The 14,785-nt window shown below is 70.0% G+C and carries 15 protein-coding genes; 7 read left to right on the top strand and 8 right to left on the bottom strand.

Features of this window, described 5'->3' with window-relative positions; all coding sequences use genetic code 11:
• Positions 1–100 precede the first annotated feature (100 nt).
• On the top strand, positions 101–1,780 hold the full coding sequence (locus AB0K36_RS15005; RefSeq protein ID WP_364593434.1) for an MFS transporter: 1,680 nt from the start codon (positions 101–103) through the stop codon (positions 1,778–1,780).
• A 167-nt stretch (positions 1,781–1,947) separates the two neighbouring features.
• Here the strand turns inward: AB0K36_RS15005 and AB0K36_RS15000 are convergent, their stop codons facing one another.
• The 4 genes from AB0K36_RS15000 to AB0K36_RS14985 form a co-directional block, all read right to left on the bottom strand.
• Positions 1,948–2,493, bottom strand: coding sequence for a hypothetical protein (locus AB0K36_RS15000; protein ID WP_364593431.1), 546 nt, complete (start codon positions 2,491–2,493; stop codon positions 1,948–1,950).
• A 193-nt stretch (positions 2,494–2,686) separates the two neighbouring features.
• A complete protein-coding gene (locus AB0K36_RS14995; protein WP_364593428.1) occupies positions 2,687–3,235 on the bottom strand; it encodes a hypothetical protein in 549 nt (182 codons plus the stop codon).
• Entirely contained in the window at positions 3,236–5,539 is a 2,304-nt protein-coding gene (locus tag AB0K36_RS14990) for a hypothetical protein (RefSeq protein WP_364593425.1), read from the bottom strand.
• 17 nt (positions 5,540–5,556) lie between these two features.
• The gene (locus tag AB0K36_RS14985) at positions 5,557–5,916 is read right to left on the bottom strand and encodes a hypothetical protein (RefSeq protein WP_364593422.1); all 360 of its coding nucleotides are present in this window, start codon (positions 5,914–5,916) and stop codon (positions 5,557–5,559) included.
• Between the two features lie 301 nt (positions 5,917–6,217).
• Here AB0K36_RS14985 and AB0K36_RS14980 point away from each other — a divergent pair, with 301 nt between their 5' ends.
• The 5 genes from AB0K36_RS14980 (at position 6,218) to AB0K36_RS14960 (ending at position 10,651) form a co-directional block, all read left to right on the top strand.
• Entirely contained in the window at positions 6,218–6,424 is a 207-nt protein-coding gene (locus AB0K36_RS14980) for a hypothetical protein (RefSeq protein ID WP_364593419.1), read from the top strand.
• A complete protein-coding gene (locus tag AB0K36_RS14975) occupies positions 6,421–6,795 on the top strand; it encodes a type II toxin-antitoxin system death-on-curing family toxin (RefSeq protein ID WP_364593416.1) in 375 nt (124 codons plus the stop codon). Before AB0K36_RS14980 ends, AB0K36_RS14975 begins: the two co-directional genes overlap by 4 nt.
• A gap of 127 nt (positions 6,796–6,922) precedes the next feature.
• Positions 6,923–8,707, top strand: coding sequence for a DEAD/DEAH box helicase (locus AB0K36_RS14970; RefSeq protein WP_364593413.1), 1,785 nt, complete (start codon positions 6,923–6,925; stop codon positions 8,705–8,707).
• Between the two features lie 428 nt (positions 8,708–9,135).
• Complete coding sequence (locus AB0K36_RS14965) at positions 9,136–9,777, top strand: IclR family transcriptional regulator (RefSeq protein WP_189467418.1); 642 nt, start codon at positions 9,136–9,138, stop codon at positions 9,775–9,777.
• A gap of 85 nt (positions 9,778–9,862) precedes the next feature.
• Complete coding sequence (locus AB0K36_RS14960; protein WP_364593410.1) at positions 9,863–10,651, top strand: YlbL family protein; 789 nt, start codon at positions 9,863–9,865, stop codon at positions 10,649–10,651.
• On the opposite strand, the gene AB0K36_RS14955 is transcribed toward AB0K36_RS14960, so the two are convergent.
• The 4 genes from AB0K36_RS14955 to AB0K36_RS14940 form a co-directional block, all read right to left on the bottom strand.
• Positions 10,590–11,939, bottom strand: a complete 1,350-nt coding sequence (locus tag AB0K36_RS14955; protein ID WP_364593407.1) for an MFS transporter — start codon at positions 11,937–11,939, stop codon at positions 10,590–10,592. The two genes, AB0K36_RS14960 and AB0K36_RS14955, sit on opposite strands and share 62 nt — an antisense overlap.
• Before the next feature lie 26 nt (positions 11,940–11,965).
• Entirely contained in the window at positions 11,966–12,148 is a 183-nt protein-coding gene (locus AB0K36_RS14950) for a hypothetical protein (RefSeq protein ID WP_364593404.1), read from the bottom strand.
• 105 nt (positions 12,149–12,253) lie between these two features.
• Positions 12,254–12,868 (bottom strand): ArsR/SmtB family transcription factor, encoded by a 615-nt coding sequence (locus AB0K36_RS14945; protein ID WP_364593401.1) that lies wholly within the window; start codon positions 12,866–12,868, stop codon positions 12,254–12,256.
• A gap of 88 nt (positions 12,869–12,956) precedes the next feature.
• On the bottom strand, positions 12,957–13,436 hold the full coding sequence (locus AB0K36_RS14940; RefSeq protein ID WP_159691619.1) for an Lrp/AsnC family transcriptional regulator: 480 nt from the start codon (positions 13,434–13,436) through the stop codon (positions 12,957–12,959).
• Positions 13,437–13,557: 121 nt separating this feature from the next.
• Between AB0K36_RS14940 and hppD the strand changes: the two genes are divergently transcribed.
• Complete coding sequence (gene hppD, locus AB0K36_RS14935) at positions 13,558–14,703, top strand: 4-hydroxyphenylpyruvate dioxygenase (RefSeq protein ID WP_364593398.1); 1,146 nt, start codon at positions 13,558–13,560, stop codon at positions 14,701–14,703.
• The last annotated feature ends 82 nt before the right edge of the window (positions 14,704–14,785 follow it).

Raw genomic sequence — 14,785 nt, 5'->3', positions numbered from 1 at the left:
CGACTGCCATACGCCGTTCATGGTCGTACGACGAAGGGACCAGTCCGGTCCCGCCGAACGACAGGGCCCAATGGCACTCTTGCCCCTTACTCTTGAGCGCATGACCGTCCCCCTCGAGCCGAGTGACGCCGATGTCGCTCCCCGCCCCGCGACAGCAGCCGGAGCCTTTGCCGACGACACGCGTGACCAGCGTGACCACAAGCGTGACCAGCGTGACGACGAGCGCGGCGGCCGGCACGACGATCCGCAGGCCGCCGAGCCGGCGGCCGAGCAGGTCGCCGCACAGGTCGCGGAGCAGGTCACCGCGCGGGGCGCCGAGCAGGACGGCAGCCATCACGGCTCGCACGACGACCGGCCGGACCTCAGGCACCAGCACCACGGCAAGCAAAGCGGTGTTCTCGGTCGTGAGCACCGGGCGCTCAGCATCGGCATCGTCGCCGTCGTCTTCCTGATCGCCTTCGAGGCCACCGCCGTCGGTACGGCCATGCCGGTCGCCGCCCGCGAACTGCACGGCATCCCGCTGTACGCCTTCGCCTTCTCCGCGTACTTCACCACCAGCCTCTTCGGCATGGTCGTCAGCGGGCAGTGGGCGGACCGCAAGGGCCCGCTCGGCGCGCTCGCGGGCGGGATGAGCGCCTTCGCGGCGGGGCTGATGCTGTCGGGCACCGCCGGCGTCATGTGGGTGTTCGTGCTCGGACGGGCCGTGCAGGGCCTGGGCGGCGGACTGGTCATCGTCGCGCTGTACGTCGTGGTCAGCCGCGCCTATCCCCGGCGGCTCCAGCCCGCGATCATGGCGGCGTTCGCGGCGAGCTGGGTGATCCCGTCCGTCGTCGGGCCGCTCGCCGCCGGGACGGTCACCGAGCAGCTCGGCTGGCGCTGGGTGTTCATCGGCATCCCCGCCCTGGTCGTCGTGCCGCTCGCGCTCGCGCTGCCCGCGATCCGGCGCACGGCCGCTGGGCCCGCCGACCCGTCCGCCCCCGTGGCGGCCTTCGACCGGCGCAGGATCCGGCTGGCCCTCGGCATCTCGATCGGCGCCGGTTTCCTCCAGTACGCCGGCCAGGACCTGCGCTGGCTCTCCCTGCTGCCCGCGGCCCTCGGCGCGGCGCTGCTCGTACCTTCCGCGCTCGGTCTGCTGCCGCGCGGGACGTACCGGGCGGCGCGCGGCCTGCCGTCCGTGGTCCTGCTGCGGGGCGTCGCGGCCGGGTCGTTCATCGCGGCCGAGTCCTTCGTCCCGCTGATGCTCGTCACCCAGCGTGGCCTCTCCCCGACCATGGCCGGCCTGTCGCTGGCGGTCGGCGGCGCGACCTGGGCGCTGGGCTCCTACGTCCAGTCCCGGCCGCAGACCGAGCCGTACCGGGAACGGCTGGTCGTGCTCGGCATGCTGCTGGTCGCGGCGGCCATCGCCACCGCGCCGAGCGTGCTGATCGAAGCGGTTCCGGTGTGGACCGTCGGGGTCGCCTGGGGCTTCGGGTGCTTCGGCATGGGGCTGGTGATCGGCTCGACCAGTGTGCTGCTGCTGAAGCTGTCCGCGCCCGAGGAGGCCGGCGCCAACTCGGCCGCGCTGCAGATCTCCGACGCCCTGTCGAACGTGCTGCTCCTCGCGGCGGGCGGCGCGGCGTTCGCCGCCCTCGGCGGCGGCGCGGTGGGCGCGGGCCACGCCGCGACCGACGGCGCCTCCGGCACCCACCCGGCGGCCTTCGCGGCGGTGTTCCTGCCGATGGCGGGGGTGGCGCTGGCGGGGGCGTGGGTGGCGACGCGGCTCAAGACGAAAACCGGGTGAACCATCCCGTACCGGGTTCGTGTGCTCGCGTACACCGTCCGGCTCGCCGACCCCGAGCGTCGGGCGCTCCACGATCCGGCTGGCGCGCGGGAGGCGACTCCCGAGGCACTGACGGGCGGTCAGCGCACCGGCAGCACCCGCTTGGTGTTGCTGTAACGGGCCAACCGTCAGGGGCAGTTCAACTCGCGTTGGGTGAAGGTGACCATTTTCTGCAGCAGGCCAGGCAGTGCGGCGCGCAACTCTTCCTTGTCCGGTGAACGGTCCGTGCTGACATATAGCTGGACGTACTTTCCGGGGTCGGAGGGTGACTTGGAGGGCTCACACACGATGTGTGTGCCGGCGCCGCTTGACCAGATGATGCCTCTCTCGCCGACACCGATGGGCTTGGGCTTGGCCACGTCCCAGGAAGACCAGTCGACCTGACGTTCGAAGTCGAGTCGGGTGGCCCGGACGCCCATTCCGTTGCGGCCGTCAATATCCACATTGCATGTGGCCGAGTCCGTTCTGTCGTCGTCGAAGATGAAGGGGTCCGAGAACATTGCGGCCTTCTTGCCCGTGGGCATGAGGGGGGTGATGTCACCGGCCGTGAATACGCCCCAGCAGATCCGCTCAGGGAGCTCCGGAACTGCCGCGCTGTCACCGTCCGAACAGGCGGCCGCCGTGAGCACGAGGGCGCTGATCAATGCGGCCGCACGTGTGCTGTTTCGGTGCATTCAGCTTCCCTTCGGGGCCGAACTGGCGACCAGATCACGGCCGATGGAGTGTGCAGCAGCAGTCTGAGTAGAGGCTGCTCCCCTGTACTCATCGATTTGGTCCCGTGTCAGGCCGGAGCCACGGGCGGCAGTCTCCACGGCGGATGCCGCCGTAGTCAGCGCACGCTTTGTGACGTCGGACTGTGGCTGTCCGTCACGGGCAATTCAGCTCTCGCTTGGCGAAGGTGACAAGCTGCCGAAGCAGACCCGGCAGTGCGGCCTGTAGCTTCTCTTTGTCCGGCGAACGGTCCGTGCTGATATGCATCTGGATGTATTTGCCGGGCTCAGGGGACTTGGGCTCTTCGCACGCAAGGTGAGTGCCGGCGCCACCTCGCCAGATGAGGCCCTTCTTGCCGACATCGATGGGCTGGGGCTTGGCCACGTCCCAGGAGGACCAGTCGACCTCATCCTCGAAGTCGAGGATCACTGCGTTGACCAGCATTCCGTGCCTACCGTCGATGTACAGGCTGCATGTGGCGGAGTCGCGTCTGTCCTCGTCGAAGACGAAGGCATCTGCATGCATTTCGGCCTTCTTGCCGACCGGCATGAGGGGGGCGATCTCATTTTCGGTGAACACGCCCCAGCAGATGCGCTCAGGGAGCTCCGGTACCGCCTCGGGTTCGCTGTTTGAACAACCTGTCATTGCCGCGAAAAGGAGAGCGCTGATGAGTGCGGCCAGTTCGCGGGTGCCGATTTGGGGCATCTAGCTTCCCTTCGGGGCCGAGCTGTCGACCAAGTCGCGACCGATGGAGTGTGCATTCGCCGTCTCTGAGGAGGCGACCCCCCGGTACTCCTTGATTTCTTCCGATGTGAGGCCGGACCCGCGGGCACCGGCGTCGACTGCGGACGCCGCTGCCCGCTTCGCCGCCGCTTCTGCGTCGACGTAGCCCCTGGCCGACTCGTGCCGAGACTCTTCGGCGTTGTCCTTCTTGGCGTTCTCCACGACGGACGCCGTGACGTCCTCCTTGATCCACGTCACCACGTCACCCGCTACCGGGAACATCTCCAGGTACTTGCCACCCAGGGCGTCGATGGTGCGATTCACCCATTTCGCGTTCTCCTCCAGGCCCTTGTCGTATTCCTCGGCCTCATGCGCCTTGGTGTCGTGGACGGCCTGTGCCCTGGCCTCGGTCATGATGCCCGCGATCTCGCCGCCGGGGTGGACGGCGTTCTGGATGGCGGCCTGGGTGTCGCCGTGGTCGTCCGGGTTGTGGAAGACGTCGGAAACGAGGGCCGTGGTGTACGCCTGCTGGGCGTTGGTGATCGCGCCGTAGGCCTGGGGGTCCTGGCCGACCGCGCCGAGGAACAGGGCCATCTCGTCCTTGCGGAATTCGGCCATGACCCCGAGCGGCTTCGCCTGGTTCGCGCCGTTCTCGGCGGTGGCCTGCAGGTCGGGCATGTACTCGGCTGCCATGTTGCCGAATTGCGGGGCCAGGCCGCTGAGCGGGCCCGGCATGTCGCCCGGCTTTGCTGCGACCAGCGTCGGGTCCGCGCCGATCTTCGACACGACCTGTTCCATCACATTGCCCATGGCTTCGGTGTGGTACACGGACGGCGCGTTCTCGTCGCCGGGTACACGTCCCGTGACCGCCGCCTCCAGGGCGTTGCCGATGGCGGTCTGGCCAGGGGTGGCCTCTCCGCCGACGATCGTGTCGTAGTAGTCGGCGGTCGGCTTCTTGTCGAGCATGTAGTCGACGAGGCCCTGCGCGTCCTTGCCCTCGATCGCGCCGTCCGACAGGGTGACGATGCCGTCCTTGTTGGTGTCCTCCCGGAGCGGCTCGTTGAAGAAGGCCGTCGACGCTTCCGGGTTGTGGCTCATGGCTTCCATGAGCCCGGTGAGTGGGTTGAAGCCCCGGCCGCCCTCATTGTCCAGATTGATGGACATGGATCGGTCGAGGGGCATGCTGTGGTCCCAGATTTCCGGGTTCTTCTTGTCCATGGCCACCATGTCGCGGCCCACCGAGGTGAGGAACTCCTTGTCGTACGTCCCTTCTCGCAGGAGAGCCCCCAACGCCTGGTAGCCGTACACCTTGATGCCCAGCCCGGTATTGCGCGACACGTCGATTTCCTCGCGGCCCGCCTTCATGAGCTGGGTCGTCCATGTGGCGTCGAGGTGGTTGGGAGTGGACGTCTGGGTGGCGAGACCGAGTATCGCGCCCATGTCGTTCTGAATGTTGCGCACCATCTTCACGCGGTCCTGGGCCTCTGCGGACGGGCCGAGTGACGTGGCGTTCAACGACATGTTCGCGTACGCCTCGAGGGTCCCTTCCGCACCGAGCTTCCGGAAGAAGGAGGCGGAGAACTCGGGATCGTTGCGGTTGTCGTCCAGAAGGTCTTCGAGATCCTTGAGGGCGGCCACGTTGCGCGCGGTGCCGCCGTCACCGGTGACCTTCTTCATGAGTTCCGCTGCCCGGTCGACCTGTTCCGCGTCGAGGCTCTTGTACTTGGGGGCGGTGAAGTTGTGGGCGTCCTTGACGTTGGCGGCGAGAGCGCGCTTCAGGGACTCGTCGGCGTCGGAGCAGTCCTCGACGATCCTGTCCACTTTCCGCTGCCAGGAAGCCACGGCTTCCTCCTGCTTCCGTACCGCTGCCTCGTACGCGGCGCGGTCGGTGTCGTGGCGTGCCGTCGCGTCGGTCTTCAGGTCCTGGCGGGGTCTGACCTTGCCGTTGGCGTCCACGTGGATGCCGGCGGCCGGCCCCTCCTCGTCCCGGATCCTCAACAGCGCGTCCCTGGCGGCCTTGAACGATGCGTGCGCATCCGCGAGCAGCAGCTTGATGCCCTTGGCCTGGGCCTCCGCGTCGTCGAACTCCTTGGCCGTCTTGGTGATGAACGGCTTCGTGACACCCGCGTTCAGGCCCCGCCAGTCGGCCTTGTCGGACTTGGCCTTCATGCCGTGCCGGGCTTCGTCCGCCAGCTTCTCCAGCTTGGTGAGCATCTCCGACCAGTCGTCGGCGGCTTCCTTGAACTTGGTGACGGGCGCGTCGACGACGTCCTCGTACTTCAGCACTGCGCTTCCCCCGGTGACTACTTGAAGTATTCGCTGATCTTGGAGACTGCGGTCAGGTTGCCGCCGATGTCGGCGTCGTCCTTCGCGTGCGCGGCCTTCGAATAGTCGAGGTGGTTGGAGATCTGCGCGCAGGCGTCGAGCAGGGTCCGCAGTTGGGAGTTCCAGCGGTCGTGGACCTTCAGCAGTTCCGCGCCGCTGGTGAAGTTCCCGTTCGTCAGCGCGATGGCCGCGTCGAACGTCGAGGCCCGGGCGTGGTCGCCGTCCCGTGCCAGCCGCCCGTGGAGGACGTATGCGTCGTGCCCGACCGCTCCGAGCTCGTCGGTGTTCACCTTCAGGTCCGCGGCGCCGTGGTGGGCACCGGCCTCCGGGTCGGCCATTTCGAGATCCTCCACTCCCCGTCGCCCCGGCCTCTTCGGCGATCGGGGTGTGACCGCAGCGTAACGGTGCGCTACAGGGTGATCGGCGTGTTCCGGTCGCCTCGCGAACCGCCTCGCGCGCCGCCTTGGCGGCGGAGGAGGGGCACGGTAAGGCGACGGCTGCGCACCCCGTCGCGGTTCGCCGCGGTGCTCCTGCCGATGGCGGTAGTCGCGCCGGCAGGGGGCGTGGGTAGCGACGCGGCTCAAGACGAAACACGAAAGCCGGGTGAATCAACCCGTGCAGCGTCCGTAGGCTCACGCCATGACCACGCACGAGTACGTCGTCCGGCTCGCCGACCCCGAGCGCCGGGCACTCCAGGACCTCGCGGACGCGCGTGGGACGACTCCCGAGGCGCTGCTGCAAGAGGCCGCCCGGCGCTTCCTGCGGGCCGAGGGCGAGCTCGTCCGCACCGTGGCCGCCCGCTACGCGGCGGACCACGCCGAACTGCTGAGGAGGCTGGGGGAGTGACGCGCCATCTCACCGTGGCCGACGTGACGGCCGTCGCGGCGCTCGCGTTCGGCGGCGCCCCGCCCGAGCTGCGCACCCCCGGGCTGCTCGAGTCCGCCGTGCACCGGCCGCGGGCCCGGATGTTCGGGGTGTCCGCCTACGAGGACGTGTACGAACAGGCCGGCGCGCTGCTGCACGCCCTCGCGGCGAACCATCCGTTCGTCGACGGGAACAAACGCACCGCCTGGCTCTGCGCGGTCGTCTTCCTCGCGCTCAACGGGGTCGACCTCGCGGACGTCGACCAGGACCGGGCCTACGACCTGGTGGTCTCCGTCGCCGCCGGACAGGTCGCGGACCCCGCTGTGATCGGCGGCGTACTGCGCGCGTTGTGACCCCGGTCGCATACCGCGTCGGCGGGCCCGTCGGGCCCGGACGACAACCGGGACCCCGGTAGGGTGGCCCGGTTGTCGTACGTAACGACCCGCGCCCACGTCAGCCGAGAGCACCGAACCGGAGACCGTGACTACTACCGCCTCCCACCACCTCTCACCCGCCTTCCCCGGCCGTGCCCCCTGGGGTACGGCGAACAAGCTGCGTGCCTGGCAGCAGGGCGCCATGGAGAAGTACCTCCAGGAGCAGCCGCGTGACTTCCTCGCCGTCGCCACGCCCGGCGCCGGCAAGACGACGTTCGCGCTCACCCTCGCGTCCTGGCTGCTGCACCACCATGTCGTGCAGCAGGTGACCGTCGTCGCGCCGACCGAGCACCTGAAGAAGCAGTGGGCGGCCGCGGCGGCGCGGATAGGGATCAAGCTGGACCCGGAGTACAGCGCGGGACCGCTGAGCAAGGAGTACCACGGGGTCGCCGTCACCTACGCCGGTGTCGGGGTGCGCCCCATGCTGCACCGCAACCGCTGCGAGCAGCGCAAGACGCTCGTCATCCTCGACGAGATCCACCACGCCGGTGACTCCAAGTCATGGGGCGAGGCGTGTCTCGAGGCGTTCGAGCCGGCGACCCGTCGCCTCGCCCTCACCGGCACGCCCTTCCGCTCGGACACCAACCCGATCCCGTTCGTCACGTACGAGGAGGGCAACGACGGCATCCGCCGTTCCGCCGCTGACTACACCTACGGTTACGGGAACGCGCTCGGCGACGGCGTCGTCCGGCCGGTCATCTTCCTCTCCTACAGCGGCAACATGCGCTGGCGCACCAAGGCCGGTGACGAGGTCGCCGCGCGGCTCGGCGAGCCGATGACCAAGGACGCGATCTCGCAGGCCTGGCGCACCGCGCTCGACCCGCGCGGCGACTGGATGCCGAACGTCCTGCGCGCCGCCGACCAGCGGCTGACCGAGGTCAGGAAGGGCATCCCGGACGCGGGCGGCCTCGTCATCGCCTCCGACCAGGACTCGGCCCGCTCGTACGCCAAACTGATCCGCGAGATCACGGGGACCAAGGCCACCGTCGTGCTCTCCGACGAGGCGGCGGCGTCCAAGCGGATCGAGGAGTTCAGCGAGGACGGGTCCCGCTGGATGGTCGCCGTACGCATGGTGTCGGAGGGCGTCGACGTACCGCGCCTCGCGGTCGGTGTGTACGCGACGACGATCTCGACGCCGCTGTTCTTCGCGCAGGCCGTGGGCCGCTTCGTGCGGTCACGCCGGCGCGGTGAGACGGCCTCGGTCTTCCTCCCCACCATCCCGAACCTGCTCGGCTTCGCCTCCGAGATGGAGGTCGAGCGCGACCACGCCCTCGACAAGCCGAAGAAGGACGGCGACGAGGACCCGTACGCCGAGTCCGAGAAGGAGATGGCGGAGGCCGAGAAGCAGCAGGACGAGGACACGGGCGAGCAGGACATGCTGCCTTTCGAGGCGCTGGAGTCCGACGCCGTCTTCGACCGTGTGCTGTACGACGGGGCCGAGTTCGGCATGCAGGCGCACCCCGGCAGCGAGGAGGAGCGGGACTACCTGGGTATTCCCGGGCTCCTCGAACCGGACCAGGTGCAGTTGCTGCTCCAGAAGCGGCAGGCACGGCAGATCGCGCACAGCCGCAAGAAGCCCGACGAGGAGGCCGACCTCCTCGAGCTGCCGGCCGAGCGCCGCCCGGTCGTCTCCCACAAGGAACTGCTGGAACTGCGCAAGCAGCTGAACACGATGGTCGGCGCGTACGTACACCAGAGCGGCAAGCCCCACGGGGTGATCCACACCGAGCTGCGCAGGGTGTGCGGCGGTCCGCCGAGCGCGGAGGCGACGGCCGGTCAGATCCGGGAGCGGATCAAGAAGGTCCAGGAGTGGGCCACGCGGATGCGCTGACACGGCGCCGCCCGCGCCGCAGGCCACCGGACGGCGGTCGTCCGGTGGCCTGCGCCCGCACCGCACCGGACAGCGTCACGGCACGCAGTGGCCGACGGTCCGCCGTCACGGCACCGCACCGCACGACGGTCCGCCGTCACCGCACTCGCGGCCGGCGGCGGTCGTCCCGGACGCCCGCTCACATGACCCGTACGGGGATCAATAACCCGTCGTCGAAGGAAGATCGCCCGGATTCTGGACGAGGGCTTCCGCTGAGCGGTGCCGGTCGCTACTGTCCCCGCAATGCAAACGCCCCGTGGCAGCGCCGCCGCGGAGCGCAGTCGGTGTGCCATGGCCTGCCGGCGGCCTCTGGGTGCGTCGCCGATGGGACCGGTGCCGCGACATCCCTTGTGAGGATCGCCGTCACTCACTCCGAAGGAGAGGGCGTCGTGACCGCGGAGACCTCCCAGACGCTCGACAGGGGACTACGTGTCCTCAAGCTGCTCGCCGATACCGACCACGGGCTGACCGTCACCGAGTTGTCCACCAAACTCGGCGTCAACCGCACCGTCGTCTACCGGCTGCTCGCCACCCTCGAGCAGCACGCCCTCGTCCGACGCGACCTCGGCGGCCGCGCCAGGGTCGGCCTCGGCGTGCTGCGCCTCGGCCGCCAGGTCCATCCGCTGGTGCGGGAGGCCGCGATGCCGGCCCTGCGCTCCCTCGCGGAGGACATAGGGGCGACGGCCCACCTGACCCTGGTCGACGGGGCGGAGGCCCTCGCGGTCGCCGTCGTCGAACCGACGTGGACGGACTACCACGTGGCCTACCGGGCCGGCTTCCGCCACCCGTTGGACCGCGGCGCGGCCGGCAAGGCGATCCTCGCCGCCCGCCAGAGCAAGAGCACCGAGCCCGGATACACGCTCACCCACGGGGAGCTGGAGGCGGGCGCGAGCGGCGCCGCCGCCGCGCTGGTGGGGGTGACGGGCATAGAGGGCAGCGTCGGTGTGGTGATGCTGGCCGACGCCGTACCGGAGCGGGTGGGGCCCCGCGTCGTGGACGCGGCACGCGAGGTCGCGGACGCGCTGCGGTAGCGCCGGCGGCCGCGGTCGGCGGGCCGCGGCACCGGACCCGGCCGCCCGCCGACCGCGACCTGTCCGCGCCGGATAGATTGACGCCGTGCTCTCCAGTCTCACGCGCCCCCGCGCCCTCGCCCTCTGCGCCCTGCCCGTCGTCGCGCTGTTCGCCGTCGCCGGCCTTGCGCCCCTGCCGTTCGTCGTCGCCCAGCCAGGGATGACCGCGGACGTGCTCGGCGAGGACCAGGGGACGCCCGTCATCACCATCTCCGGCGCGCCGACCCGCAGGACCGAAGGGTCGCTGCGCATGACGACGATCGTCGCGACGGGGCCGGCCACCGACGTCGACCTCGGTGACGTGGCCGACGGCTGGTTCCGCGCCGACCGTGCCGTACTGCCGCGCGACGCCGTCTATCCGGCGGGCAAGTCGGACAAGGAGATCGAGCGGCGCAACGTCGCGGACATGGAGAAGTCGCAGGACGTCGCCGCCCGCGCGGCCCTCTCGTACCTCGGTGAGGACCCCGCCAAGGTGAAGGTGTCGCTGCACCTCGCCGACGTGGGCGGGCCGAGCGCCGGACTGCTGTTCTCGCTCGGCATCATCGACAAGCTGGCGGGCGACGGAGCCGGGGGCGACCTCACCGGTGGCCGCAGCATCGCGGGTACGGGGACGATCAGCGCCGACGGAGAGGTCGGCGCGGTCGGCGGGGTGTCGCTGAAGACCCAGGCGGCGCGGCGTGACGGGGCGACCGTCTTCCTGGTGCCGAAGGACGAGTGCGACGACGCGCAGGCGGAACTGCCCGAGGGGATGCGCCTGATCCCGGTCACGACGCTCAAGGGCGCGGTGGAGTCGCTGCGTTCGCTGGAGAAGGGCGGGAACGTCCCGAGCTGCTGAGGTCCGGACCGTCGGCCTTCGGGCCCGGACCTCCGTCGACGACGCCGCCGTCCGCCGGCGCCGCGTCCATCTCGCGCCAGCTCGGGAACACCGCCGGGGCCAGGGTCGCCAGGAAGTACAGCCCGCCCAAGGTCGACAACGCCGCTGCCAGGCCCACCTGTTCGATGAGGTAGCCGGCCGCGAGTCCGCCGAGCGGCGTGGTCATCAGCACCCCGGCCGTGGTGGCGCTCGCGACCCGGCTGCGCAGCCGCTCGGGCACGCGCTCGTACATCACCGTGGTCAGGATCGGGTTGAGCATCCCGGCCGCGAGCCCGCCCGCCGCCATGGTGACCGCCAGCGGCACCGTGCCGTCGACCAGTGCCGCCACGACGAACCGCGGCAGGCCGCAGATCAGAAACGCCCAGGTGAAGAGCGTCCGTCGTCGGAAGCGGTGCCCGACGGCCGCGTAGAGCAGGGCGCCGAGCAGGGCGCAGCCGCCGAAGACGGCGGCGAGCAGGCCCAGGTCCCGTGCGCCGCCCAGGTTGTCCTTGGCGTGTACGGGCAGCAGGACCGAACTCCAGCCCTGGTCGAGGCCGTTGGTGACCATCACCATCAGGACGACGCCCAGCAGCAGCCGGGTGCGCAGCAGGAACGCGTACCCCTCGCGCAGTTCGCCGCGGTAGGTGGCGAGGGACACCGGTGCCGCCTCCCGCTGCGGCTCGGCCGCCTTCACCCGCCGCAGGCCGAAGAGGATCAGCAGGGCGGAGCCGCAGAACGTCGCCGCGTCGAGCAGCAGGACCGCCTCCGCGCCGATGAGCGCGATGAGGACGCCGGCGAGGGCCGCGCCGGACATCCGAGCACCGCGCGAGACGGCGTCGAAGAGACTCGCGGCCCTCGACAGGCTGGTCCCCGCGGTCCTGGCGAGGTCGGGCACGAGCACATAGCGGGCGGTCTCGCCCGGCGCGTGGAAGAGGCCCGTGACAGCCATCAGCGCACACAGCATCCAGAAGCGGAGCGCTCCCGCGTAATGGAGCAGCGGGATCGCGGCGAGGGCGACGGCGCAGACGAGGTCCGTGACGATGCTGACCCGCCGCCGTCCGATCCGGTCGATGACGGGTCCGCCGACGACGGCGGACACGACGACGGGCAGGGTGGCGCAGAAGGCGACCAGGCCGGCCTTGGTGGGGCTGCCCGTGGTCTGGAGCGCGAACCACGGGACGCCGATGAGCGTCAGTGAATTGCCGGTGATGGACACGGCGTTGGCCGCCAGTACGGTGGCGAGCGGCCCCCGCCGTCCCTGCGCCGCCACGGTTGCGGCGCTTCCCCCCTCCCCGCTCACGCGAGACGGGTCGTGCACCGCGCCGGCGCGGACGGCTGCCGCAGCAGCCGTAGCCCCCACTCGACGAGTGCCCGGCCCAGTTGTATGCGCAGCGATTCACCCGGCAGCTGGCCGGCGGCCGCCGTACGCAGTTCCCCGGCGCGCATTTCGTGCAGCGTCAGATGTATGTCGGAGTGCATGGCCCTCGGTTCCCCTCGGTCGGTGGTGCGGCTCGCGGTTCGCGGCGCCGCCGGTCCTTCGCCGCCCGTACCGCGCCGCTCGGTCGTCGGGCGCTCGGCGGTGCGTCAATCGGTGGAGCGCGGGAAGGCGTGCGTGTGCAGGCGGACCTGGGCGGCGCCTTCGGTACCGGGCGCGGGCTCGAGGGCGCGGTAACTCTCGATGAGCGCGTGGATCTTCTCGTTGAGCTCGTAGGCCTGCGCCGCGGTAAGACGCAGGGTGAAGTCGCTGAGGTCGGAGCTGCGCCGCCACTCCTCGGGCCAGTCCCGCTGGTTGCCCAGCCAGGTGGCGACCTCCTGGGTGTGCATGGTCGCGTGCTCGTGGAGGTAGAGGTCGGCCGCTCCGCGCACCGCCGGATCGGGGTCGCTGTAGAGGGATTCGTCGAAGAGCATGCCGTCCATGGATGCCTTCCACCACCGCTCCCGGCCCTTGCCGCGCTCCGGGTCGTCCTCGACGAAGCCGTGCGCCGCGAGCTGGCGCAGGTGGTAGCTGGTGGCGCCGCTGGACTCGCCGAGCTTCTCCGCGAGCCGGGAGGCCGTCGCGGGGCCGTCCTGCCGAAGCACCGTCAGCAGGCGCATCCGCAGGGGATGGGCGATGCCGCGCAGTGATCGCGGGTCCAGCTTGTGGAGCTTGCGCGCGCCGGGCCCTGCCTCGGCCGCACTTTCTTCCTCGTGCTCGCTCATGCATGCAAAGGTAGCGTTGCAAAGAAATCCTTGCAACGCTTTTTATGCAACCACTTCTTTGCAACTACCCCCGGGAGTCTCGTGAGCCTCAGGAGTCCCGGGAGTCCTCCGCCGCCTGCTCCACCAGCGGGATGATCCGCAGCGGCACCGGGTTCTCCATCACGATCGCCGTCGACGCGCGCACGATGCCCTCGAAGCCGACGACCCGGTCGATCACCCGCTGAAGATCGGCGTTGGAGCGGGCGACCAGCCGGCAGAGCATGTCCCCGTGACCGGTGGTGGTGTGCAGTTCGAGCACCTCCGGGACGGTCGTGAGGTGCGCCCGCACGTCCGCCCCCTGCCCCTGCTTGATCTCCAGCGTCGCGAACGCCGTCACCGGATAGCCCAGCGCCGCCGGATCGACGTCCGGTCCGAAGCCCCGCACCACCCCCTGCGACTGCAGCCGGTCCATCCGTGCCTGCACCGTCCCGCGCGCCACCCCCAGCCGCCGTGACGCCTCCAGCACGCCGATCCTCGGTTCCCGTGCCAGCAGCACGATGAGCCGCCCGTCCAGATGATCGATCGCCACGACGCCCTCCCGATGGTCATCCTGTACACAACGTCCGGCGTATCCGGACCTCGACTGGGCAGATTGCCCAGTCGACACACAAACTATTGCGCACCTTGTGGATCGGCGGGAGCCTTCTTCCATGACTGAGACCATCGATCACACCCCCGACACCGCGCGGCAGGCCGACCCCTTCCCGGTGAAGGGAATGGACGCGGTCGTCTTCGCCGTGGGCAACGCCAAGCAGGCCGCGCACTACTACTCCACGGCCTTCGGCATGAAGCTCGTCGCCTACTCCGGACCGGAGAACGGCAGCCGCGAGACCGCGAGTTACGTCCTCACCAACGGCGCCGCCCGCTTCGTGCTCACCTCCGTGATCAAGGCGTCCACCGACTGGGGCCACTTCCTCGCCGAGCACGTCGCCGCCCACGGCGACGGCGTCGTCGACCTGGCCATCGAGGTACCGGACGCTCGCAAGGCGTACGCGTACGCCGTCGAGCACGGCGCCACCGGCATCACCGAGCCGTACGAGGTCAAGGACGAGCACGGCACCGTCGTGATGGCCGCCATCGCCACCTACGGCAAGACCCGTCACACCCTCGTCGAGCGCGGCGGCTACGACGGCCCGTACCTGCCCGGCTTCGTCGCCGCCGACCCGATCGTCGAGCCGCCGGCCAAGCGCACCTTCCAGGCCATCGACCACTGCGTGGGCAACGTCGAGCTCGGCAGGATGAACGAGTGGGTCGGCTTCTACAACAAGGTCATGGGCTTCACCAACATGAAGGAGTTCGTGGGCGACGACATCGCCACCGAGTACTCCGCGCTCATGTCGAAGGTCGTCGCCGACGGCACCCTCAAGGTGAAGTTCCCGATCAACGAGCCGGCGATCGCGAAGAAGAAGTCGCAGATCGACGAGTACCTCGAGTTCTACGGCGGCGCCGGCGTCCAGCACATCGCGCTCGCCACCAACGACATCGTCGCCACCGTCCGTTCGATGCGCGCCGCGGGTGTCCAGTTCCTCGACACCCCCGACTCGTACTACGACACCCTCGGCGAGTGGGCCGGTGAGACCCGGGTGCCCGTGGAGACGCTGCGCGAGCTGAAGATCCTCGTCGACCGTGACGAGGACGGCTACCTGCTGCAGATCTTCACCAAGCCGGTCCAGGACCGCCCCACGGTCTTCTTCGAGATGATCGAGCGGCACGGTTCGATGGGCTTCGGCAAGGGCAACTTCAAGGCGCTCTTCGAGGCGATCGAGCGCGAGCAGGAGAAGCGCGGCAACCTGTAGGGCCTGCCCCTGCCCACGACTGCGGCCCCACGGTCCTGACCCGTGGGGCCGCATCGTCGTTCCACCCGCCAGTCAGCCGGTC

The organism is Streptomyces kurssanovii (assembly GCF_040677245.1).
Classification (GTDB): Bacteria; Actinomycetota; Actinomycetes; order Streptomycetales; family Streptomycetaceae; genus Streptomyces; species Streptomyces kurssanovii.
Note: the sequence above shows the minus strand (reverse complement) of the source record. Positions and strands in the feature narration are given on the sequence as shown.